22 protein-coding genes are annotated in these 22661 nt (G+C 46.3%); 11 read left to right on the top strand and 11 right to left on the bottom strand.

The window, feature by feature from the left end; translation table 11 throughout:
• Positions 1–278: 278 nt before the first annotated feature.
• The gene (locus tag HC752_RS07195) at positions 279–947 is read left to right on the top strand and encodes a response regulator (RefSeq protein ID WP_190334441.1); all 669 of its coding nucleotides are present in this window, start codon (positions 279–281) and stop codon (positions 945–947) included.
• 8 nt (positions 948–955) lie between these two features.
• Here the strand turns inward: HC752_RS07195 and HC752_RS07190 are convergent, their stop codons facing one another.
• From HC752_RS07190 to pedF, 11 genes are all read right to left on the bottom strand, one after another.
• Positions 956–3010 carry an insulinase family protein gene (locus HC752_RS07190; protein ID WP_190334440.1) on the bottom strand — a complete coding sequence of 685 codons (2055 nt, stop codon included), beginning with the start codon at positions 3008–3010 and terminating at the stop codon, positions 956–958.
• A 42-nt stretch (positions 3011–3052) separates the two neighbouring features.
• Complete coding sequence (pqqE, locus tag HC752_RS07185; RefSeq protein WP_190334439.1) at positions 3053–4183, bottom strand: pyrroloquinoline quinone biosynthesis protein PqqE; 1131 nt, start codon at positions 4181–4183, stop codon at positions 3053–3055.
• Positions 4155–4433, bottom strand: a complete 279-nt coding sequence (pqqD, locus tag HC752_RS07180; RefSeq protein WP_238930441.1) for a pyrroloquinoline quinone biosynthesis peptide chaperone PqqD — start codon at positions 4431–4433, stop codon at positions 4155–4157. The genes pqqE and pqqD overlap by 29 nt, the downstream gene beginning before the upstream one ends.
• Before the next feature lie 72 nt (positions 4434–4505).
• The gene (gene pqqC, locus HC752_RS07175; protein WP_190334438.1) at positions 4506–5288 is read right to left on the bottom strand and encodes a pyrroloquinoline-quinone synthase PqqC; all 783 of its coding nucleotides are present in this window, start codon (positions 5286–5288) and stop codon (positions 4506–4508) included.
• Positions 5289–5390: 102 nt separating this feature from the next.
• Positions 5391–6299: a pyrroloquinoline quinone biosynthesis protein PqqB gene (pqqB, locus tag HC752_RS07170; RefSeq protein WP_190334437.1), complete on the bottom strand. Its 909-nt coding sequence runs from the start codon at positions 6297–6299 to the stop codon at positions 5391–5393.
• A 133-nt stretch (positions 6300–6432) separates the two neighbouring features.
• The gene (pqqA, locus tag HC752_RS07165; RefSeq protein WP_101115399.1) at positions 6433–6504 is read right to left on the bottom strand and encodes a pyrroloquinoline quinone precursor peptide PqqA; all 72 of its coding nucleotides are present in this window, start codon (positions 6502–6504) and stop codon (positions 6433–6435) included.
• Positions 6505–6633: 129 nt separating this feature from the next.
• The gene (locus HC752_RS07160; protein ID WP_238930440.1) at positions 6634–8844 is read right to left on the bottom strand and encodes a 4Fe-4S binding protein; all 2211 of its coding nucleotides are present in this window, start codon (positions 8842–8844) and stop codon (positions 6634–6636) included.
• Positions 8816–10324 (bottom strand): acetaldehyde dehydrogenase ExaC, encoded by a 1509-nt coding sequence (exaC, locus tag HC752_RS07155; protein WP_190334436.1) that lies wholly within the window; start codon positions 10322–10324, stop codon positions 8816–8818. The genes HC752_RS07160 and exaC overlap by 29 nt, the downstream gene beginning before the upstream one ends.
• 270 nt (positions 10325–10594) lie before the next feature.
• On the bottom strand, positions 10595–12337 hold the full coding sequence (locus HC752_RS07150) for a PQQ-dependent methanol/ethanol family dehydrogenase (RefSeq protein ID WP_274602113.1): 1743 nt from the start codon (positions 12335–12337) through the stop codon (positions 10595–10597).
• 337 nt (positions 12338–12674) lie between these two features.
• Positions 12675–13604 carry a substrate-binding periplasmic protein gene (locus HC752_RS07145; RefSeq protein WP_238930439.1) on the bottom strand — a complete coding sequence of 310 codons (930 nt, stop codon included), beginning with the start codon at positions 13602–13604 and terminating at the stop codon, positions 12675–12677.
• Entirely contained in the window at positions 13579–14007 is a 429-nt protein-coding gene (gene pedF / locus HC752_RS07140; protein ID WP_190334434.1) for a cytochrome c-550 PedF, read from the bottom strand. The genes HC752_RS07145 and pedF overlap by 26 nt, the downstream gene beginning before the upstream one ends.
• Before the next feature lie 244 nt (positions 14008–14251).
• Between pedF and HC752_RS07135 the strand changes: the two genes are divergently transcribed.
• The 10 genes from HC752_RS07135 (at position 14252) to HC752_RS07090 (ending at position 22429) form a co-directional block, all read left to right on the top strand.
• Positions 14252–15508, top strand: a complete 1257-nt coding sequence (locus tag HC752_RS07135; protein ID WP_238930438.1) for an ABC transporter substrate-binding protein — start codon at positions 14252–14254, stop codon at positions 15506–15508.
• 110 nt (positions 15509–15618) lie between these two features.
• Positions 15619–16605 (top strand): YVTN family beta-propeller repeat protein, encoded by a 987-nt coding sequence (locus HC752_RS07130; RefSeq protein WP_190334433.1) that lies wholly within the window; start codon positions 15619–15621, stop codon positions 16603–16605.
• Entirely contained in the window at positions 16602–17333 is a 732-nt protein-coding gene (locus HC752_RS07125; RefSeq protein WP_190334432.1) for an ATP-binding cassette domain-containing protein, read from the top strand. The genes HC752_RS07130 and HC752_RS07125 overlap by 4 nt, the downstream gene beginning before the upstream one ends.
• Positions 17330–18106 (top strand): ABC transporter permease, encoded by a 777-nt coding sequence (locus HC752_RS07120; protein WP_190334431.1) that lies wholly within the window; start codon positions 17330–17332, stop codon positions 18104–18106. Before HC752_RS07125 ends, HC752_RS07120 begins: the two co-directional genes overlap by 4 nt.
• 35 nt (positions 18107–18141) lie before the next feature.
• Positions 18142–18567, top strand: coding sequence for a hypothetical protein (locus tag HC752_RS07115; protein WP_190334430.1), 426 nt, complete (start codon positions 18142–18144; stop codon positions 18565–18567).
• Positions 18568–19224: 657 nt separating this feature from the next.
• On the top strand, positions 19225–19443 hold the full coding sequence (locus HC752_RS07110; RefSeq protein WP_190334429.1) for a hypothetical protein: 219 nt from the start codon (positions 19225–19227) through the stop codon (positions 19441–19443).
• 319 nt (positions 19444–19762) lie between these two features.
• Positions 19763–20002, top strand: coding sequence for a TIGR02647 family protein (locus tag HC752_RS07105; protein WP_190334428.1), 240 nt, complete (start codon positions 19763–19765; stop codon positions 20000–20002).
• Between the two features lie 2 nt (positions 20003–20004).
• A complete protein-coding gene (locus tag HC752_RS07100) occupies positions 20005–20844 on the top strand; it encodes an NAD(P)H-binding protein (protein ID WP_190334427.1) in 840 nt (279 codons plus the stop codon).
• A gap of 8 nt (positions 20845–20852) precedes the next feature.
• A complete protein-coding gene (locus HC752_RS07095; protein ID WP_190334426.1) occupies positions 20853–21491 on the top strand; it encodes a YdcF family protein in 639 nt (212 codons plus the stop codon).
• A gap of 89 nt (positions 21492–21580) precedes the next feature.
• On the top strand, positions 21581–22429 hold the full coding sequence (locus HC752_RS07090; RefSeq protein WP_190334425.1) for a mechanosensitive ion channel family protein: 849 nt from the start codon (positions 21581–21583) through the stop codon (positions 22427–22429).
• The last annotated feature ends 232 nt before the right edge of the window (positions 22430–22661 follow it).

The raw sequence follows: 22661 nt of genomic DNA, 5'->3' as shown, positions 1-22661 counted from the left end.
AAGAACGATGTTGTCGATAGAACCAACAGGGATAGATTCAGTCTAGCTTGCCCTGACGGGACGTTAATCATACTTAAGAAGGATATTTGTCATTAAACTTCTCCTCATATAGTCTAGGTCTCACTTTTAGCACAAGCATTATAAATTGAGCTGATTACACTAAAAGAAACCATAAATAACATGGTTATTAGTTTCAGTATGCATAACTTACTGAAACTTAAGCGTTACGCCAGTAGGAACAAAGAATGATAAGAAAACCTTAAGGAAGAGGGATTCGCATGTACAAATTCTTGATTGCCGATGATCACCCGTTGTTTAGAGACGCTTTGGTTTCCGTTATTAAAGGACGATTTTTAAATTGCTCCATTCATCAAACGGAAGACGTTCCGACAACACTGGAATACGTAAACGAACATCCAGATACCGATCTCATCTTATTGGATCTCAACATGCCCGGCATGGGTGGACTTAACGGGCTACTTGAGCTTAGAAACCAAGCACCTTCTGTCCCTGTTGCCATTATATCGGCTGAAACCAACAAACAAACCATCCTCCAAACCATCGCGTATGGCGCAATTGGTTTTATATCGAAGTCTTCTTCACGGGAAGAAATGACCAATGCTTTTTCTCAAATCATTAATGGGCATGTGTATCTACCGGCAAACATCATTAGAGCAACGGACGACACCCGATTCTCTGGACAACGAAGCAAAGAACCTTCATTTTCTGCCGACATGTTAAGCACCTTAACCCGCCGCCAGTTGTTGGTTTTGAAGTCGATGTCGCAAGGCAGTGCGAATAAGCAAATCGCTTACGATCTTAATATCTCAGAAACCACCGTAAAATCGCATGTTTCTGCAATACTGAAAAAACTGGGGGTTCATAACCGAATTCAAGCGGTAGTGGGCGTAACCAATATCGATTTTGATCGCTATTTGAGGCGCTAGGAGCCCAGCTACTTTTCCTTTCTTACTTTTAAGTACGGAGCGAGGGCGGTTTTCCACATAGCCAACGTAAATGCCAGACCAGATGCCTCTTCAGTCTCTGGCGTATCAAGCGATATGCCCAGCAACCGATATGCCGTTTTGTAGAAGTCGGGCTGATACTTGCTCAATTGCGATGCCATCAACCCCCGCGCACCTTGATACGCACTCTGTATTTCACAAGGCTGGAGATGCTTAAGGCTAAAGGCTTGAATTTCCTCACACAATATTTTGCGCGTATGGTGAGGTTCCTTGTCGAAGTGGCTGCAAATTTCCAACGCATTCCATTCCGGTTTTATTGTCGCACTGATGCCGTAGAGCTGACCATTTAACCTCATTTCAATCACAGACGTTTGCTGCAATACCCATTGTACCGCCGCACATTGATAAAAAATGGAAACCGAATCGGGTAATCGGAATGCCATTCTTACGCCGTCTTGGCTTTGCTCAAAACTCACGGAAGGTTCACGCACGCTATAGCTCATATCACTATGGGGGGTGAGAAGAGGCGTAAAAATCACCTGTTCCGATTTCAGCGAATTCAGCCTAAAGCCTGGCGGTTCATGCTCACGAAAGTGGTCATCAAAATGTTGCCAGAAGATAAGCGCGGAGCAAGAAAGGTGAATCGATAAGCCATGTATGTCGCTGTGAGTCCCATAAACGGTTTGCTCATGGGAAAAGACGGCGTGTTTTGTGGTTTTGAAATATTGAGTCACATAAAAAAGGAGTTCTTGAATCCAGCTTTCGTATGCGGTGCGCAAGTGGGGATTACTTTTAGGCAGTCGAGCAAATATCGTCACCGTTTGATGATAGATCAACTCTGGTAACCAGTCTCCTACCGGTTCGGCTTTGCTTTTAGGCACGTTCATTCCGAGAGTGAAAGACTGGCTCGAAAGATAAAGTGTGGTCAAATTATCGCCCCACTTTTTCATCATATCCCTGCGCTGAGCCATACAATACTGAAACCAAATGTTTGTCGCTTCTTGGCTTTGTGTCCATTGATTCGCCAACATGCTGAGGTAACGAGACAATAATTCATCGTAGTCGCCCTTGTCACTTTTCAGCCTTATTGTCGGTTTCGGATCAAGCATGGTGGTCAAAGGCAGCAAACGATAGCCAAGCCTGTCTAAGGTCGATTGAATATGCCCTTCACTCAGCATTTTGTAGATCTGTACCGCTTTTTTGTCTGACATTCTTAATGTGAGTATCCGGTCAGGCGATTCCGTTTGAGCGCTCTTTATCCATTGATTCGTTAACGAAAGCTTTTCTGGCTCCTTGTTTGTTCGACACGCCAATGCGGCAACCATACTTTGCCAAATGTGTTTTAGGCTCCACTTCCCTGCCGTTACAATGCAAAAATACTCTGGACGGTAGTGATGCCAATAATATTGACGGATTTCGGGTAGGGACAGTGTCGAAATGTATTTTGCTCTTCCTGAATATAAGGGGTAGTTTAACTCCTCTATCATTCGACACGCTTGTTGAAAGTGTTCATTGCTTTCATACCCCTGTAACTCTTGGTACAGCGCACTGAGCTCCCCTTTTTGAACATAGGCTTTATCGTGGTTTTCTGATGGCCACTCCCTTTTTTGCCACTCTTTTTCTTTCCATTCTCCTTCCTTCAACAAAGGACAAAGCGTGGAATGAAGAAAAAAGTCCAATCCCAGGTAGGCATCCTCTTTATGCGTGCCTGAAAGGTGAAATCGCGTGTTACCACGACGAGTGGTGGCATTAAACTCCGCCAGCGCTAAGCTTGAGCGTAATTGCCAAAAATGGCGGGGGTCGCGATATTTATGGCACCCTCGTAGCACCAAATGTTCAACAGCATGGGTCACTCCGCTGTCATCATACGACGGTGTTTTTACCATGATCGATGCAGAAAACAGAGGTTCTGGACGGCTTCGATAGAGGTTTGGACAATGCCAGTGTGTGAGCCCCGAAACATGCTCCCAACAAATCCAAACATCGCCAGAAGCGGTTATCCGTTCTTGCGTTTGCCTAAAGGGAGGAACACTTAAATCACTCATCACGTCATCGGCTTAGGGTTAGGGTTAGGGTTAGGGTTAGGGTTAGGGTTTTGACAACAATATGGTTTGGCTGTTTCTCATGTGCCGCATCACCAATTCATTGTGGCAGCCAGAAGAGGCTTGCAAAATCGCCTCCGTTATCTTGTGATGATGAGGTGATTTATTGCACACCGGATCCGTCGCAGCAGCATTGCCCGTCAGCAACATGGCTTGGCATCGGCAGCCTCCGAAATCCAATTCTTTTTCATCACAGCTTTTGCAGGGCTCTTCCATCCACTCGAACCCCCTAAACGCATTAAAGCTCTCAGATTCGTACCATATGTGTTTTAAGCTGTGTTCTTTAACATTAAGGAAAGGCAAATCCAGCAGTGCTGCACTATGGCAAGGTAACGCTGTGCCATCAGGAGCAATACAGGTAAAAATGCTTCCCCAGCCCCTCATGCAAGCCTTGGGGCGATCTTCATAGTAATCGGGCGTGACAAATATAAACGTTGGGGCGCTTTTATCGCAGGCATCTCTGAATGCATTCACTTCACATTCGGCTTGTTCGATTTCAGCCTTGGACGGCAGTAAGGAGGCGCGATTTTCGAATGCCCAACCATAATATTGCGATGTGGCCAGTTCGACGTAATCGGCTTTCAGTTCACAACTCAATGCCATGATGCTCTCTATTTCATGGATATTTTGCCGAGTAATAACGGCATTTAACACCATAGGAAAACCGGCTTGCTTCACGGCTTTCGCCATGTTCACTTTGTGCTGAAACGCTTTCTTTTTTCCAGCAATGGCATCGCTCATTTCTGGATCGGCGGCTTGCAGGCTGATCTGAATATGGTCCAGCCCTGCCTGTTTTAGGTCTTCTATCCGAGATTGCGTTAACCCAATCCCTGACGTGATCAAGTTAATGTAATAACCAAGTTGATGAGCATGAGCAACGATATCGGTCAGGTCTTTACGCATTAGCGGCTCACCACCAGAAAGCCCTAATTGGACCGCGCCAAGCTCCCTTCCTTGATCTAATACATCAAACCATTGCTCAGTAGAAAGTTCTTGCTCTTTGCTCCCCAAATCAATGGGGTTGGAGCAATAAGCGCAGTGAAGCGGACATTGATACGTCAGCTCAAGCAATAACCAGAACGGCGGCTTAATAGGGTTGGAGCCATTGTTTGTCATACGCTACATCCAGAAATTCGATGATGTCACCTTCAATATCTTCGTTCGGATACCGAGCACACAATTGGGTGATGGCGCTATTCGGCGTGGTTTCTTGTTCAAACATGGCAAGCACTTCCGCCGCACTGTCGCTTAATGTCACCATTCCCTCTGGGAACAAAAGCACATGGCTCTGCTGTGCTTGCTCATACTGCATTCGAAACGTTGGATTTCGTTTCCACTTTTCGTTGAGGTTTTTCTTAAAGTCCATATTCTTTCCTTAATCTTGCACGTTCTTTCCTTAACCCTGAACATTCTTTCCTTAACCCTGAACATTCTTTCCTTAACCCTGAAAGAGACCTCGGTGCCAAACCGCCTCATCGGAGGTAAGATCGTGATAAGGTGCTCGGTTAAATTCATGCGCCATGCTGATGGCATCCAACATCGACCACAAAATATCGAGCTTGAACTGCAAAATATTCAGCGCATGTTTCTGTTTGTCTGCGGTGTCAAAATGCGCCAAGGTGATCGCCAGACCTTGCTCTACATCTCGGCGCGCCTGAGACAAGCGTTGTTGGAAATAGGTGAGACCTTGCTGCTCTATCCATGGGTAATGTTGTGGCCAGGAATCCAATCGAGATTGATGGATCTCGGGGGCAAATAATTCCGTAAGGGACGAACACGCAGCCTCTTGCCACGTTGCCCGACGGGCAAAATTGACGTAGGCATCCACCGCAAATCTCACTCCGGGGAGTACCCACTTTTCTTCCAGCACTTCTTCGCGAGAAAGCCCAACGGCAACGGCTAGCTCCAGCCAAGCTTCTATGCCACCCCACCGCTCTTCTTGATTATCGTGGCCATCGTGATCCAGAATGCGTTGCACCCACTTTCTCCGAATGTCGGGACGGCGGCAGTTTGCCAGTATGGCGGCGTCTTTTATGGGAATCGAAACTTGATAGTAGAACCGGTTTGCCACCCAAGCTCTTATCTGCTCTGGGCTGCATTTCCCTTGGTACATCGCTTTGTGAAATGGATGATGAATGTGGTAAAGCGCCCCTTTGCTTAGCAAGGCTTCACGAAATTGATCAGGCGTCATGGCAGTCACGGTTCTATCTTGATGGGGCATGGAACTGTCTTGATGGTGCCTAGTTCTGTCTTGATGGTGCATCACTCAACCTCTCAATATTTATGCTCGCCCGAGTTCGCCCTTGTGGAATCAATATGAAACCTAAACCTCAAATGTCATCCCATCAAAACCGATTTCAACCCCAGCTCTTACCACCTGTATGCGCTCGAAGCCACGTTCATCTAAGATCGGGTTGGTATTGTTGATATGAACCAGTATTTTCCGAGGTTTTACGAACTGACTCAGAAGCGCGAGCATGCCGTGCTTTCCACTGATAGGAAGGTGCCCCATGGATGTTCCCAGATCGCTCCCGACCCCTTCTAATATCATTTCGTCATCTGTCCACAATGTGCCGTCGGCTAAAACACAGTCAGCATGGCTCATTGCCATCTCAATATCAGAGCTCGGCTTTTCAAGCCCAGGCGCATACACCAGATTTCGATCGGTCCTGATATCCGTTATGCGGATGGCAATGTTATCGCCGGGGTGTGGATCATTACGATGGGAGGAATACGGTGGGGCTTTCGATTCCAAATGAATGGCTTCAAACCTTAAATGAGGAACCTTGGGAATATGCCACGATTGATGCCCGATCGTGTGTTGTCGATAGCCTCCGTGCCAATGCGAAAGGACAGTCAGTAACGGGAAAGCATCGGTTAATTCCGCTCGCACTTGTTCGGTGCAATACAACTCCATCGGTAACCCTTCACGTAAGATCAACAGCCCACTGGTATGGTCAACTTGAGCGTCGGTTAAGACCACCGCAGCAATAGAAGAACCGCGTTTCCCCTTACAACCGTGAATCGATGGATTGTGATTGATTTGCTGGCGTATATCCGGTGAGGCATTAATGATGACCCAATGTTCACCATCGTCACTAACAGCAATGGAAGACTGAGTACGAGGCTCTGCAACGACCTTTCCATTTCTTAAACCGCTACACATTGTGCAATGGCAGTTCCATTGGGGGTAACCGCCTCCTGCTGCTGAACCCAGTATGATGACATGCATACCACTCTCCTTGTCCCTGGATTTTTTGCGTTGTTCTGGTTAGCTGGTCCCAATTCGAGAATACAGGAAATGCCTTAAATCTCATTCAAAAAGCAAATCCTGTCCTCTCTCATTGTGTCTAGAGTCCGTTGATCTAGCGATTACTGATGTATAAGGTCACTTCCATGCCTAAACGAAGTTCCTTGTAAGCGGGTTTTTTCCACATCTCTGCTGCTCCTTTTCTATTGATCCTGAACTCCAGATTACGGGTAAGCCATAAAACGAACTATCCTACTTTGTGATGATTTCTTTCCTACTTTTCAGAATCCTTCGAGTGGTGAAAATACGTGTCCTTTCAAACGTGGGTGATGTTGGTCATGGGAATGTGTTTTTGCCTGCGACGTTTCTTTGCACCGTACTTTTCAACCACACAACGATTGTTATCCGCCGCGATAACAACACACTCTAAACACTGCACACATTCGTTGTAGTCGATACTGCCATTGAGGTTAATGGCGTCGATATCACAGGCTTTGCGGCACAGCTGGCAAGGGCTACCGCATTCCTTTTTTCGATTTAACCAACTGAACAAACGAAACTTTCCGAGTACCGCCAACCCAGCCCCTAATGGGCACAAGTAGCGGCAGTACACCTTGTGGATCTTAAGTGCAATAAACAAAAGCAAAAGTGCGTAAACAACAAAATACCAATCACGGACAAACCATAATGTTATCGCCGTTTTAAACGGCTCCAACTCCGCCAGATTTTCGGCCAACGTCAATGAAGAGAAACTCGTGACCACCAGAATCACCAAAACAGGGTATTTAACTCGTTGGAGCTTGCTGTGTATTTGTGGCTGAATTGTCCATTGCTTGATCTTCCATTTTTTCGCGGCCAACCCAATCAGTTCTTGCAGGGCGCCAAATGGGCAAAGCCAGCCACAAAAGACCCCTCTCCCCCATAAAAATAAGGATACAAACACAAACAGCCAGAGAACAAAGATGACGGGATCGAGTAAAAACACGGTGATCTCAAACCCGTTCCAAACGGAAAGTAATAGGGTATAAATATTGACAACCGAAAGCTGACCTTGGGCATAGAAACCTAGAAAAAACAGAGTAAACATCAAACACGCCAAACGGAATGAAGGAAAATATTTAGGGAAGGTTACCCAATATTTTTGCTTTACAAAGAGACAAGTAACGATGGCAAGGTAAAGCATAATCATCCCTGTTTCGAACTGGCGTTGCTGCCAAATCTGTTGCCACAGAGGCATCGGTTCCGTGTCCTTGATGGCTGGGTATCCCCACAGGGAATTAGGAATGTCATATTGCTGACTTACGGTCTTAACTTCGTATTCTAGGAAGCTTTTTTTTACGGGTACGTTGAGCTGAAACGTCACGGGAAGCGCCGGATCAAATCCACTGCTGCTTTTTAACCGGAAGACTTTAATAAATTCAAAATCGGGAAAGCCTGCCACCAAATTGGGGTCGAAAAAGCTGTAAAAATCCTGATCTCGGATGTCGATACTGATCCCTTGCTGTGTCACGCTGAATCTTGTCGGTGTTGTGCCTGGTACAAAGTCCTCTGCGAGAGGCGAAAAACCACCACTAGACGATAATAGCAAAGCGATTTCGCCCGGTTCCAGCTCGCTCATAAGCCGCTGATATTCTGAGTCCCCTAGAAGACTTTTGCCTATTTGAGGTGGGTTAAGAAACGCCAGATGATAGTTCAGCGCATAGTGTGCCTCTGGATTTTCTAGCCAATCCTCAGCACGGCTTTCAGGCACCGATAATTGCTGAGCAAACTCACCCAGCGTCGCTTGCCAACTCAATACCAAGTTTTCGTTTTTTAACTGCTGAAAGTCATACCTTTTGGGTGATCCCATTACAAACTGAGCGACACGCTTGTTTGCGCGGCCAAAGCCATCCAATTTAAGACGTGCCACCTTACGAGCCGAGTTAAGGATCGTATCGTTTATCACCATCACCGACACCGTGGCTTTGGTTACGCCGTCAAAATATTGGGTTTTCCCATCATGAGTGCGGTTTTGTTTGCTACCCACCAAAAATCGATGCTGGATGTTGTGATTGAGGTATTGCGCAATAAACGCCAGCATGGGCTCTTCGCCAAGCCCGTGAAGGAAGATCGGCTCATGATGCCGTTGAACCTTAATGCCACGGAGAACCCCGTTTACATCCAATCCAATGTTGAGGTTAACGGTTTCACCCGAAAAACCAGGGAAGTGCGTTAAGTCATCGGACTCAAACACGTAACCCAATAGCGAGTTAAGTTGATAAACGGGAATAATGGCGAGATCTTTTTCTTTTGGCAGTGTGCGAGTCGCCGTAGGGAAAAAAGCGAGAACATCTTGACTTGGCTCTTGCCATTCTTTGGCATGGCGATTTTCTTGAGTAATGCGATTTTCTTGAGTATAGCCATAAAAGCTGGACGCCCATAAACACAGAGCCGCCAGCCAAGTAAGAAGGAAAAGCGATAGGCGCTTTTCCTTCATTTCATCCGACGCGCCCAAATGGTTAGAAGAACCCAAGCGGGTTAACATCATAGCTGACCAAAAGGTTTTTGGTTTGCTGATAATGATCAAGCATCATTTTATGGGTTTCACGCCCGATGCCCGACTTCTTGTAACCGCCAAACGCAGCATGAGCTGGGTATAAATGGTAGCAATTTGTCCAGACTCGACCCGCCTGAATGGCACGCCCAACTCGGTACGCCCTGTTCACATCACGCGTCCAAACACCCGCTCCTAACCCGTATTCGGTATCGTTGGCAATCGCCACGGCTTCCGCTTCGTCCTTAAACGTCGTAACGCTAATAACAGGACCAAAGATCTCTTCTTGGAAGACACGCATCGAGTTATCACCTTTAAAAATGGTGGGCTGAATGTAGTAACCACCACCGAAATCTTCCGTGCCGCCTCCCATCACCACTTTCGCTCCTTCGTTGCGTCCAATTTCAAGATACTTCTTGATCTTGTCAAATTGCTCGCCGGAAGCTTGCGCCCCTACTGTAGTCTCTGTATCCAGAGGGTTGCCATGCTTGATCGCTTTCGCTTTCGCCAAGATCCGGTCCATGAAGGCATCGTAAATGCTTTCTTGGATAAGCAGCCTTGAAGGGCAGGTACAAACTTCACCCTGATTGAAAAACGCCAAAACTGCCCCTTCTGCCGCTTTCTCAATAAAGGCTTCTTCTTGATCCATGATGTCTTCGAAATACACATTAGGCGACTTGCCTCCCAACTCAACTGTCGAAGGAATCAAGTTGTCTGCCGCGCAGCGAAGGACATGATTACCAATCGCGGTGGAGCCCGTAAAGGCGATTTTGGCTATTCGCTTAGACGTTGCTAATGCTTGCCCCGCCTCTGGTCCCATACCGTTAACAACATTCAGTACACCGGCTGGCAGTAAATCCCCAATCAGCTCCATCAATAGCAAGATCGTCGTCGGGGTCTGTTCAGCTGGCTTCAACACGATGCAGTTGCCCGCGGCTAACGCTGGTGCCACTTTCCAAGCCGCCATTAACAATGGGAAATTCCACGGAATGATTTGCCCAACAACACCAAGCGGTTCATGAATGTGGTATGCCACGGTTGTCGAATCGATTTCTGCCGCCGTGCCCTCTTGTGCTCGAATGCAACCCGCAAAGTAGCGGAAGTGATCAACACTCAGTGGGATGTCCGCATTTAAAGTCTCGCGAACGGCTTTCCCGTTTTCCCACGTTTCAGCAACGGCAAGCATTTCGAGGTTGGCTTCAATGCGATCCGCAATTTTGAGCAATATGCTAGATCGCTCGGCTGCTGAAGTGGCACCCCACTCATCTTTTGCCTTATGCGCAGCATCCAGTGCGAGATCGATATCCGCCGCATCCGAGCGAGGAATTTCTGCAATCACATCGCCTGTACAAGGAGAGGTATTGGTAAAATACTGACCTTTCACTGGCTCAACCCATTGACCACCAATGTAATTCTGATAACGGGGTTTGAAATGAACAACTGCGCCTTCCGTCCCTGGTTTTGAGTAAATCATAAGCACCTCTCTAATGGTTTTTGTTAGAACTGCAATGGGGCATTTGATTGTGAATGCACACCAATTGGCAGAGAGAGCCATTGTCACAAGACACCACTTTGGGCTCTATCCGCAGTTGGTTGGCAAAAGATCATCCTTTGGGATGAAGTAGGACTGATGAAATAAAAAACGCGCTACTCAGAAGGCAGCGCGCACAAGGTTGTAGGTGGGATTGGATTAACAGACACCACTACTTTTTTGGCAAATACCACTATTTTTTGGCAAACACCACTACTTTTTGGCAATCTCCATGGATTTAGGCAATTTGAAGGTCCATACCATGCCGCCTTGATTGAAGTTTTTCACTCGCTTGGCCACATCGCCGCCCCATAAAGGCACCGCGCCACCCCAGCCGGAAAGAATAGAGATGTATTGTTCGCCATCCATTTCCCAAGTCACAGGGCTACCAACAATGCCGGAACCGGTGTTGAACTTGTACAACAGTTCACCTGTTTTATCGTCAAATGCCATCAAGTATCCTTCTGGATTGCCGGTAAAGACCAACCCACCCGCCGTTGTCAGCACACCGCCCCACAGCGGCGCGTAGTTTTTGAATTCCCATACGATGTCACCCGATTTAGGATCCACTGCCCGCAATACACCTATGTATTCTTCATGACGCGCTTTAACCGTAAAGCCTGCCCCCAAATAAGCGGCCCCTTTTTTGTAAGCCGTCGGCTCGTTCCAGAGCTCCATTGCCCATTCATTCGCAGGCACATAGAACAACCCCGTATTTTGGCTATACGCCATGGGCATCCAATTTTTACCGCCAAGGAAGGAAGGAGCTGCCATCACAGATTTCCCTTGTTTTCCGTCTGCCGAATCTTGCGGATTACCCGGTCTGTTGTCTTCGACGTATATTGGGCGACCATTTTTGTCTAAGCCTTTCGCCCACGAAATGCTCTCGACAAAGGGAAAGCCCCGAATGAACTGACCATTGGTGCGATTCAAAACGTAAAAGAATCCGTTTCTGTCTGCTGTCGCGGCAGCTTTTACTGTGTTACCACTGCTTTGGTAATCGAACGCAATGAGCTCGTTAACCCCATCAAAATCCCAACCATCGTGAGGGGTGGTTTGAAAGTGCCACACTATCTTTCCATCATCAGGATCAATCGCCAATCTTGATGAAGAGTAGAGATTATCACCGGGTCTCATGTGGGAGTTCCAAGGCGCGGGGTTACCCGTACCAAAGAAGAGTAAGTCGGTATCTTGATCGTACGTGCCGCCTAACCATGGCGCTGCACCACCAGACTTCCAGAGATCGGCGGGCCATGTTTTTCCGGCTTCTCCTCCTGAGATGCCATTTTCGACTTTCTTGCCATCTTTCCAGATATACCCCATGTTGCCTTCAACGGTAGGACGTTCCCAAACGATAGCTCCGGTTTTTGCATCGTATGCTCTTACTTTTCCTACGATCCCGAATTCACCGCCAGATACGCCTGTAATAACGTTTCCTTTCACAACAATAGGGGCTGCCGAAATGGAATAGCCTGCGCGATAATCCTCTACCGTTTTCTTCCAACGTACTTTCCCTGTTTTCGCGTCTAACGCCACTAACTTGGCATCGAGTGTTCCGAAGATGACTAAATCGCTGTATAACGCCACACCACGGTTGATCACGTCACAGCAAGGCATAATACCGTCCGGCAATCGAGCATCATATTGCCAAATTTCATCACCCGTTCTTGCATCGATGGCAAACACCCGCGAATATGAACCTGTGATGTACATCACTCCATCTTTGATCATGGGCTGGGATTCTTGCCCGCGTTGTTTCTCTCCCCCTAGCGAGAACGCCCATACCGGTCTGATTTCTTCTACGGTCTCTTTATTGACTTTATCGAGTGAGCTGAATCGCTGAGCACGTAGCCCTAGCCCATAACTCACCACATCTTCAGGCGTTTCCTGATCGTTTAGGATATCTGCATCGGTCACTCCTTGAGCGGTACTGCTCGTGGAGATCAACCCAGACATACCTACAGCAAGCGACCAAATGCACCACTTCCCTTTCGATAACATCGTATTGCTCCTTTGCTTACTTTGCTTAGCTGATCATGTAGAACACGTCTCTTCTCGAACATTGACTTCATTTGTCAACGACGCGGCTGTCAGTCAACGACACGGCTATTAGTTAACGACACGACTATTAGTCAATAACACTGCCAGCAGTCAACGACACTCGAGAAGACACACTCCTATCGAACTTCTTCAGTGTGCTCGTGTTTGAAAACAGGGGACATTGGACTCTGGATGAGGTTTTCTCATCCCTTAGTTGGACGGAAAGTCTCCACCCTAGGGCGGAGAGAGAGGGCTATTCAGTCAGCTGACTTTGGTATAACTCAGGGAGTGGGCAATCAATGGCCACGGCTAAGCACCAAGCTTGCATCCGACCATCTGACAGTGCGGCAATAACCACCTCCTCTAACGCATAGGAGAGCTGGCGATAATCCGCTTGAACGGCCACGCCAATATCCCAATATGGAATGCCTAAGGTAGGAAAGTGCGTATCTGAAAGTTTGATGGGTTCGCCGGATTGGCTCTTCAACCACTGCACTTGCCCCCCTAACCCCATGACGGCGTGCACCTCTCCAGCATTCAGTGCATTAAACGCTTGCTGTAAGCTGGTATAGGTTTTGGTGTTTTGACGAAAGCGACCGCCAAATGCCGTGCTGAGATATACCTGAGGGACGGTATCAATTTCAACACCAATAGGGACGTACTGGAACATGGCAACCGTTTCAATTTCTGTATTTTTGGTTGCATCAAACGCCACACGCCATCGCTCGGTTTGGTAAGGAGCAAACATGTAAACCCGTTCATGAGCTGGCAAGCCAAGATCATCCCTTTTAAGCTGCCACTTCCTGTCATACGGGACGCGCATCATGACATCGGCTTTTACTCGTGTGCCATCATTGGTATGGAGGTTCAGCCCCTTCCATAGGTAATTGCGCATGTCGTCTTCGACCGTTTCATCTGCCGTCATCCATAACAACCTCAGCTCGACGTCAAGCGCGTGCGCAAATGCACGTGCAAGCTCAACATCAATGCCTTTTTCCTTTCCATTCTCTACGAATGAATACGGTGGAAAATCGCGATAGAGAGCGACTTTGATGTAGCCACTTTCTACAATATCGTCCATCGAACGGGCAGAAGCGACCATGATGGATAGCCATAAGAGCCCCCCCAACCAGCAAAGGGAAACGACCGCTTTCATATCAACTTTCGGGGGCGACAGATTCAAGCCAAGTCCTTATCGCCCATAAGGCTTCTTGGTTCAGATGTTCCGTCATTTTTGGCATGTAAACGGCACCGTTTCTTACTGCGCCATTCTGAACTCGGTATACGTACCATTCATCGCCCTCTATATTGGGCTCCAAAGAGCGAAGATCTGGGGCGATGCCGCCTGATATGCCTTCTAATCCATGGCATCGAGCACAATTTTGATTGTAGGCAGAGGCACCAACTCGTTCTACCTCAGCACGTTCACTGCCTTGCAATTCTCGATAGGGGTTTGTGTCGTTCCACTCGTCTCCTAACTGAGGGATAGACGAGGTATCGATTGATTGGGGGGTAACATTTCCGTGTGCTGACACTGGCTCACTTAAGAAACTCAAGCTAGGCACCAAAGCCACAACCGGCATCATAACGCCACCTAACATTGCTAGAGCAACATTTCGTAGTTTCCTGGTTTTGCGCGGCTTCCATATAAGATTCGTCACGTTTCGTACTCCTTCACTTCACTGTTTTCTCGCCTCAGTGTATGGGTACATGGCGTTGAACAAAATCATCCAAAAGCTTCGTATTTTGTCATCCTTTAGGAGGAAATCGCCCATTTTACTGGGTTACAGCGTGGTCAACACCAAGCTTTGTTGATTAGAGTGGTGAGCAATGAAGAACGACATGGGAGGCGGGATGCTTTATTTTTTTACGCGCACACAACATTTTTTTATGTGTGCGTCTCATCAAATGATACGGGGTTGGCTGCCGAAAATCTTGATCAGCATTTCTCTGTCCGTTTGTGCGTATGATGCCGTCGCCTTGGACGTGAATATCGCGTATTTGAAGCTGGAGCAAGACGCAAAAACAGCTACCCCAATATACTTAAGAACGCCACCCAACAGCGGTTTGGCTGGCGCCGAACTGTCAATGAAAGACAGCAATGGCGCGGGCAAGTTTTTAGGGCATAAATACTCGCTGCTTTCCGCAATGGAAACCAACCAAGATGCGCTTATATCTCGGGCAGAATCCTTTTATCAATCCGGGACAAAGTTCTATTTGGTGGATAGCGATGCCGCAACCTTGAAACGTCTTCAATCTGCCCTACCCCAAACAACGCTGATAGTGAATGTGAACTCGCCAGATCAAGGATTACGAACCCAACAATGTCTCTCCAATGTAGTACACACCGCGCCAAGCTATCGAATGCTATCCGACGCCATCGCTCAATGGCTAAGGTACAAGAAGCTGACGAAAGTGTTGCTGATTACGGGTTCCACAGAGCAAGATTTGGCGATGGCAGACAGTGCACGAGCCAGCATTCAACGTTTAGGGTTACAGATTGTTGCTGATAAGCCATGGACCTTTGACGCCGACTTAAGACGCAGCACGGCCAAAGAAATCCCTCAGTTCACGCAATACACACGCTACGACGCCGTTTGGGTGGTGGATATGCACAACGTATTTGGCCAATACATACCTTACAACACTTGGCTTCCAAGACCCGTTGTTGGCACTCACGGGTTGCGAGCAGACAATTGGCATCCAGCGATCGAACAATGGGCCGCTATTCAGCTTCAACATCGATTTATTGAGCAATCCAATCGATTTATGAACCCCCTGGACTATTCTGCGTGGGTGGCGGTACGGGCTCTCAATGCTGCCATCACTCAGACCAATTCTGTGGAACCTGACCTTATTCTTAAGCACCTACTCAACTCCACATTTGAATTTGGAGCATACAAAGGCAGAAAACTCAGCTTCAGATATTGGAATGGTCAGCTACGTCAACCCATTCCGCTGGCTCACCCAAATGCGCTTGTCGCCTCGGCTCCACTTGAAGGATACCTTCATCCTACCAATGATATGGACACCTTAGGTGCCGACAAGCAGGATTCAACATGCGATTTAACTGATTCAAAAGGTTAAAAAGAGCGCAAGGTTAACGAATGCACAGGGTTAACAAACGCGCAAGGTTAACAGACGCGCAAGGTTAACGTACGCACAAGGTCAAAAACTCAAAAGGAAAGGATAGGAAAATGAATCGCTATTTAACACGTTTACCTCTTTGCTTACTCTGCACATTACCTTGGTTGACTGCGGCGTCTTTTGCAGCAGAAATTGCCTATGTTTCCAATGAAAAAGACGATTCGATCAGTTTGATTGATATGGGCAGTTTAGACGTAATCACCACTCTCTCTGTCGGTGATCGCCCACGCGGAATTTTACTGAGCAAAGACAAAACCCAGCTTTATATCTGCGCCAGTGAATCGGATACCGTTCAGATACTGGATCTCGCCACACAAGAAATTGTGGGGGAACTGCCTTCAGGGGAGGATCCAGAACAATTTGCGTTGCACCCCAATGGGAAAACGTTGTATGTCGCCAATGAAGATGACGCCCTTTTAACGGTCATCGATATCCCCTCTAAAAGCGTCGTTACCCAAATTGACGTTGGCGTAGAACCCGAAGGTGTCGCAGTAAGCCCAGATGGCTCAATGGTGATCGTGACTTCAGAAACGTCCAATATGGCGCACTGGATAGATTCAAACACCAATCAAGTCGTTCACAATACGTTGGTGGATGAACGCCCAAGGCATGCTGAATTTACCAAAAATGGCAAAAGGCTGTGGATCAGTTCCGAGATAGGCGGCACGGTCAAAGTGGTTGATACTCAATCGCGAGAAATTATTAAAACCTTGAACTTTAAGCCGAAAGGCATCCATTCTCATAAAATTCAACCTGTCGGTATACAACTGTCGAGCGACGGAAAACTGGCCTTTGTCGCGCTTGGTCCTGCAAATCATATCGCCGTTGTCGATCAACAATCTTTGGAAATCATCGATTATCTTCTGGTCGGAAGACGGGTTTGGCATATGGCATTCAATGGTGCTGAAGATAAATTGCTCACGACAAATGGAGTCAGCGGCGATGTCTCTGTCATTGATGTTCCTACCCTTAAGGTACTGAAATCCATCAAGGTTGGTCGTTACCCTTGGGGTGCCGTCATCAAAGAGGCACCATGATGATTGCCGTCAGTGTTAAGAGTCTCACGTTTCAGCGTGGGAATAGACTCACGCTTAACAATGTCTCATTCGAACTTTCTAACGGCATCACAATATTACTTGGCCCCAATGGTTCAGGGAAAACCACCCTATTCTCTTTACTTACCCGCCTGCTTCCTCCGCAGCAGGGCGAGATTGTCATGTTTGGTCTACCTTTGAACCTTCACCCTCAACAAAGCGTAAAACACACCGGCGTAGTTTTTCAGCAAAGTGCGTTGGATTTGGATTTAACCGGCGAGCAAAATCTCTATTACTACGGTGGGCTGCATGGGTTGAGTAGAGCAGAAACGTACGCTGCCTTTGTGCCTTTAGCCCAAGAATTTGACTTAGAAAACACCTTAAAGAACAAGGTAAGGGAATTGAATGGAGGGCACCGACGGCGGCTGGAGATTGTTCGAGCTATGTTGCACTCGCCGCGCTTGCTGCTTTTAGACGAACCAAGCTCAGGGTTAGACCCAGAAGTAAGAAACGTGCTTACAAGGCTGATTCGCAAAACCGCAACACGAAATGGGACATGCGTACTATGGGCAACGCACCTGATTGATGAAGTGGAAACCAGCGATAACATGTTAATGCTTTTAGAGGGAAACTTGATAGAGCAAGGCAACGTCAGTCAACTATGCCAAAAACATGGCTGTGAATCTTCTCAAGAATTGTATAACAAGTGTCTGGGTAAGGACGCAATATGAACTATTGGTATGGGTTTTCTAGCATTGTATACCGAGAGTTCTTAAAGTTTACTCAGCAAAAAACGCGCTTCGCCAGCAGCTTGGTTCGCCCCCTGCTCTGGTTAGTGGTATTTGCGGCCGGATTTAGAGCGGCATTAGGGATATCGATCATTGAGCCGTACGCCACGTACATTAATTATGAAGAGTACATATTGCCGGGGCTGTGTGCGATGGTCTTACTTTTTAATAGCATGCAAAGTGCACTGTCCATCGTCTATGACCGAGAAATGGGGTCAATAAAACTGCTTCTGACCAGTCCTCTACCTCGCTGGTTTCTTATTTTATCTAAGCAAATTGCCAGTTCATTGGTTTCATTGCTTCAGGTCTATGCCTTCCTAGGCATCGCCTATTTATACGGGATAGAACCCCCACCGATGGGGTTTCTCTATGCACTGCCCGCATGCTTTATTACGGCGATGATGCTTTCAGGCTTAGGTATTGTGATCGCGTCTTATATTCATCAATTAGAAAACTTCGCCGGAGTGATGAATTTTGTCATTTTTCCGATGTTCTTTATGTCATCTGCCCTTTATCCGCTGTGGAAAATGCAGGAATCCAGCGAATGGCTATATCAAATCTGTCGTTTAAACCCATTTACCTATAGTGTCGAGCTGATTCGATATGCTCTTTATTCTCAATTTAATTCTACGGGAACAATAATTGTGGTGATGCTAGCTCTATTATTTTCTTTATTTGCCGCCTCTCAATTTAATTTAAAAAGCAGCAGCCACTAATCATCGTTAGGGTATAGCACACCCATTATAGGAATATGAACCCCACTCCAATTAGAACTTGCGAAGGACGTAAAGATGTGGTGCTCGGCATCCTAAGCCGCAGCACGGTTACAATACCGACATTTGGTTTGTGTTACGACCGAGCTAAACAATGGTTTGATGAGCTGGCTCATGCCGCGATCAATGCCTCGTTGAATGTTACGGTCATGAACCGAACCGTTAAAACACATAATTTGATTGCAGAGACTCGTCGTGGCAATGACGAACAAGTGGTTATGCTGGGTTTGCGGATTGGGGTGTCGCATTGGGTGAATTATTTATCGGCGCAGAAAACCCAAATCGGCCGATCACCGATATCAATCCCGACTGCATTACTGGCTGGGATTTTCTGCTTAATTGAACTTTTTGCGCCCGATCTCTGTAAGGAGTTTTATCATTGGGTGTGGGAATGCATACGATGATTTCACAGTAATGATGTGCCTTCTGACCCACGGACGATCCCACTCCTGTCGATAGCCTTGTGGAAAAAGACGTGCTACGACGTATTTTATTGAAGGTTTTCCACAAACCTAAAAACCGCGGACCTCGTTCAAACGAGACTATCTCACCGATTTGGTTATTTCTGCATCACTTAATTACCAAATATAACCAACAGCTAACCCTCTTGGAACAGAGCCTATTTTTAATGTAGTCCCAGTGCAACATGGCGAATGGTAAACAACAAAAAATCAAGATACAAACAAACCTGAAAACACAAGGATTTCACCTATATAATCAATAAGTAAAGTAAAAATAACCGACTTATATTGCGTGCGATTCTATACGGATTCCATTGTTCATTTCCCCAGTACAATTATGCAAATGAAATGCATTTAGCTAACCTTTTTGTGCCTATTCGAGCTCATGAAAAAGAAAACCATAGGAATATCATACACTGCTAAGGAGTGTTAACTGAGTTATCCACAGAAAATGTGGATAACATTTTTAATACGAAGCTAGATCACAAAACGGTAATAAAAAAGCACAACTTTTGAATTTTTCACTACTGTCATTACAGTGAAAACTATATGAGTCATATTCCACAACTGTACATAAGATACAAGGATTGAACTTGCCACATGGAAATCCAAAAAGGTCTGGCTAAAGCATCAGTAAAAAGCAACTTGGGGGCTGAACCCTGCGGTGACAATAAGAATTGGCTGAAAGAACCCGTAAAAGCGATGATGAAACCCGCTTTGCACGTCAACCCTGAAGAGGGAATATCCGTAGGCGTTGTTAGTAACGCAATGGAGAGAAGTGTAGGTGTCATGACGCCAGATTGTATGGTCTGGTACTAAACCCTCGCAATATAAACGTTCGCTAAAGAAAATGTGCTATCTGACGTGTGTTATCGATGGTTTGTCGTTGCCCCCTTAACTCAGCAAAGGGCTCTGGTGTTGTCTTATCGCTCTGGTGTTGTCTTATCGATCAGATATTCCGCCCTACCTCACTATTCAAACCCGCCGAAATACGCAGTCTGACTGGCAAAATAAGCACCATGAATATGGCTACATTGCGACCAATTTGATTCAACCTAACAGATCTTTATTCTCATGGTTGTACATGCCTAAACAGCGTTTTAAGGTGAGAGCAGATTAATCGCTAAGAGGCAGTTCCATGAAATACACGCAAGATCATCTCGACGAATTGAACCTTCTTCTTCAATTCGATATCAGTAGCGCAGCCACTGGTATTAAAGTCCATCAAGACGCATCAGAATCAGCACAAAAATCGGTCAAACGACTGTTTAACAAAGGTCTGTGCACACAAGCCGACGGCGGCTATTTAACAGATGAAGGCATCGAAGTTGCTGAACACGCCGACAAAGTCCTTCGAGTTTTAAGCGCAGGCGCTTAAGTATGAAGAAAATCGCCATCGTAGGCGCAGGTTGGCTAGGTCTTCCCCTAGCCAAATTGCTGAAAGAAGCGGGTCACACGGTCATTGCAAGTAAAACAACCCTCGAAGGTTGTGATCAACTTAAACAGGAAGGCATCGACCCTTTTCTGTTCCAGTTATCAGAAAATGAACAGGAATGTGCCAACCAACTCGCTCACCAATTAACTCACCATGCCATTGATGTATTGATTGGTGCTTTTCCACCCGGCTTTCGCAAAGAAGGCGGGCAACATTATTTGAATAACTGGCAAGCCATGGTTAGTGCCGCTACCAATGCCAATATTAAAAAAATAATACAAGTTAGCTCCACTACCGTTTACCCTGAACAAGCGAGCGACATGAACGAAACGTGCGCGTCGCTTTCTATCGCACTCAAAAATACCGCGTTTTCTGAAAAAGCGGTCATCATGTTGAAAGCGGAACAAGCCATTATTGATTCTGGCTTGGACTACGTTGTGGTTCGGTGCAGCGGATTGGTGGGTCCAGACAGGCATCCATCCCGTTTTGCCGCTAGGCTAAAATCGGTCAGTTCTTCTGCTCCCGCAAACATGCTGCACCAAGATGATGCGGTTGGCGTCGTCGCCTTCGCTGTGACTCATCTCCAAAATACCGTTGTCAACGCAACCAGCCCGTCAACGGTAAGTAAAGCGGAATACTATCAGCGGGCCATTGAAGCCGTGAGTTCAGATAGTGCCCTTTCATTGCCACCCGTGGTTGATCAACCTGGTAAAAGGATCGTGACAGACAAGCTGATTTCTTTGGGCTATCAGTACCTGTATCCAAGTACTTTGGACGCGCTATAGGAGAAATTATGGCAACTCGGCTATTTCAAGACATTGAAACAGTTTGGCATTACATGCAAATGCACCAACGCATAAAAAATGCAGATTGCCTATTTTGTATGTGTAGTAATGATGAAAGAGTGGCAGAATACACCGCTAGCCTCTATTTGGATGGCATTGCCCCGAAATTGGTGTTTTCCGGTGCGCAAGGTCGTCTAACAGAGGGCTTATTTGATCTGAGTGAAGCAGAACATTTTGCCGAAATCGCCAAACAAATGGGCGTTCCCTCAGAACATATATTAATGGAAACCCAAGCGACCAACTCAGGTGAAAATGTTGTCTTTACTGCTAACTTGTTTAGAGAAATCAATTTTTCCCCTAACCGGATTCTGTTGGTTCAAAAGCCTTACATGGAAAGGCGCGCATACGCAACGTTCAAACAGCAATGGAGCTTGCCATACAAAAAGGTGATGGTCACCTCACCTGGAGGCAAGTTTTCAGACTACTTTACAGATACCATACCCTCCAGTTTGGTTATTGAAACCATGCTCGGAGATTTTGAGCGTTTGCAGACCTATCCTGAAAAAGGGTTTCAGATTGAGCAAGAGATCCCAAAAGAAGTGATACTTGCGTATAAAAACATAAAATCGCAACCTTCTTTTTCTTAGTACAAAATACAATGTCCAACCTCATTTGGGGTTTGGGTATCATTCAGAAAAACCAATCGAAAAAAAGCGCATACAGTAGGAGTAATTTAATGGAAGTCTTGGATCAAGTTGTCGGCTTTCTTGCGGAAAACAAATTCATCTCAAGTGCACTGCTGATTCTGCTTTTTGTGGTTATTAGAAAAGGCGTCATTTCACTGATCCGAGGTGACGCCAACTTTCTCACCGGAAACCAAAGAAAGTGGATCTCTCGCACCAAAAACGGTGTTTTTTCAGTCACTATTATTACGCTGTTTATACTATGGCAATCTGAAATCAGTGAATTTGCGCTGTCACTTACGGCTATAGCGGTTGCGGTTGTTGTTGCGTCTAAGGAAATTATTCTGTGCTTCACAGGATCGATACAAAGAGCGAGCTCTCGTTCCTTTAGAATTGGAGATTGGATTGAAGTCGGCAACCTTTGCGGGGAAGTGATTGAACATAATTTAATGGCAACCGTCATTCAAGAAATTGGTTTACACAACGGTAACTACAACTACACAGGAAAAACAGCAACGCTGCCAAACAGCATGTTTTTTAGTGTACCCGTGAAAAATCTGAACTTCATGAAACGTTACGTTTACCACAGCTTTAATATTGTGGTTGTCGAATTTCACAACCTTTACCCTATGTTTCCTAGCCTGTTGGCAAAAATTGATGACCACTGCGAAGATTTCATTGATGTCGCCAAACGATACAATGTTGTCATTGAACGTCATGCGGGCGTGGATTTACCCGGTGCAGAGCCTCATATCTCGATATCGAGCACAAGCACTGGTGAGCAAATCGTTCATTTCATGCTTTTTTGTCCAACAGACCGAGCGTTTGAAATTGAGCAACTGGTTAGGGAAGATTTCATGGCGATGTACCAACGCCACTTCGGTCAGAAAAATACGATATAACTAGCCACACTGCACACCGTATGCCTTGTGCTACATATAACAAACCAAGCGATTAGCTGGGTTTTTTTAATAACAATGACGTTTAAGTTATTGAATGATGAATAAATGATTGGATGGGTAAAAACGAAAAACCTCGGCATTTATGTCGAGGTTTCTTAATTCTTAAGCAATACACTCAATGCCCAATATCCAAAGCTGAGGTACAACATTAGCTTGAGGGATAGCATTAACT

The organism is Vibrio sp. S9_S30, from assembly GCF_014694455.1.
Lineage (GTDB): Bacteria > Pseudomonadota > Gammaproteobacteria > Enterobacterales > Vibrionaceae > Vibrio.
This window is presented reverse-complemented; position numbering and strand designations above follow the sequence as displayed.

Coding starts and splice junctions, on each gene's coding strand:
- HC752_RS07195 (WP_190334441.1), top strand. CDS start 279: ATGTACAAATTCTTGATTGCCGATGATCACCCGTTGTTTAGAGACGCT.
- HC752_RS07190 (WP_190334440.1), bottom strand. CDS start 3,010: ATGAGTGATTTAAGTGTTCCTCCCTTTAGGCAAACGCAAGAACGGATA.
- pqqE (WP_190334439.1), bottom strand. CDS start 4,183: ATGACAAACAATGGCTCCAACCCTATTAAGCCGCCGTTCTGGTTATTG.
- pqqD (WP_238930441.1), bottom strand. CDS start 4,433: ATGGACTTTAAGAAAAACCTCAACGAAAAGTGGAAACGAAATCCAACG.
- pqqC (WP_190334438.1), bottom strand. CDS start 5,288: ATGCCCCATCAAGATAGAACCGTGACTGCCATGACGCCTGATCAATTT.
- pqqB (WP_190334437.1), bottom strand. CDS start 6,299: ATGCATGTCATCATACTGGGTTCAGCAGCAGGAGGCGGTTACCCCCAA.
- HC752_RS07160 (WP_238930440.1), bottom strand. CDS start 8,844: ATGATGTTAACCCGCTTGGGTTCTTCTAACCATTTGGGCGCGTCGGAT.
- exaC (WP_190334436.1), bottom strand. CDS start 10,324: ATGATTTACTCAAAACCAGGGACGGAAGGCGCAGTTGTTCATTTCAAA.
- HC752_RS07150 (WP_274602113.1), bottom strand. CDS start 12,337: ATGTCTGGGTTGATCTCCACGAGCAGTACCGCTCAAGGAGTGACCGAT.
- pedF (WP_190334434.1), bottom strand. CDS start 14,007: ATGATGCCGGTTGTGGCTTTGGTGCCTAGCTTGAGTTTCTTAAGTGAG.
- HC752_RS07135 (WP_238930438.1), top strand. CDS start 14,252: ATGAAGAACGACATGGGAGGCGGGATGCTTTATTTTTTTACGCGCACA.
- HC752_RS07130 (WP_190334433.1), top strand. CDS start 15,619: ATGAATCGCTATTTAACACGTTTACCTCTTTGCTTACTCTGCACATTA.
- HC752_RS07125 (WP_190334432.1), top strand. CDS start 16,602: ATGATGATTGCCGTCAGTGTTAAGAGTCTCACGTTTCAGCGTGGGAAT.
- HC752_RS07120 (WP_190334431.1), top strand. CDS start 17,330: ATGAACTATTGGTATGGGTTTTCTAGCATTGTATACCGAGAGTTCTTA.
- HC752_RS07115 (WP_190334430.1), top strand. CDS start 18,142: ATGAACCCCACTCCAATTAGAACTTGCGAAGGACGTAAAGATGTGGTG.
- HC752_RS07110 (WP_190334429.1), top strand. CDS start 19,225: ATGGAAATCCAAAAAGGTCTGGCTAAAGCATCAGTAAAAAGCAACTTG.
- HC752_RS07105 (WP_190334428.1), top strand. CDS start 19,763: ATGAAATACACGCAAGATCATCTCGACGAATTGAACCTTCTTCTTCAA.
- HC752_RS07100 (WP_190334427.1), top strand. CDS start 20,005: ATGAAGAAAATCGCCATCGTAGGCGCAGGTTGGCTAGGTCTTCCCCTA.
- HC752_RS07095 (WP_190334426.1), top strand. CDS start 20,853: ATGGCAACTCGGCTATTTCAAGACATTGAAACAGTTTGGCATTACATG.
- HC752_RS07090 (WP_190334425.1), top strand. CDS start 21,581: ATGGAAGTCTTGGATCAAGTTGTCGGCTTTCTTGCGGAAAACAAATTC.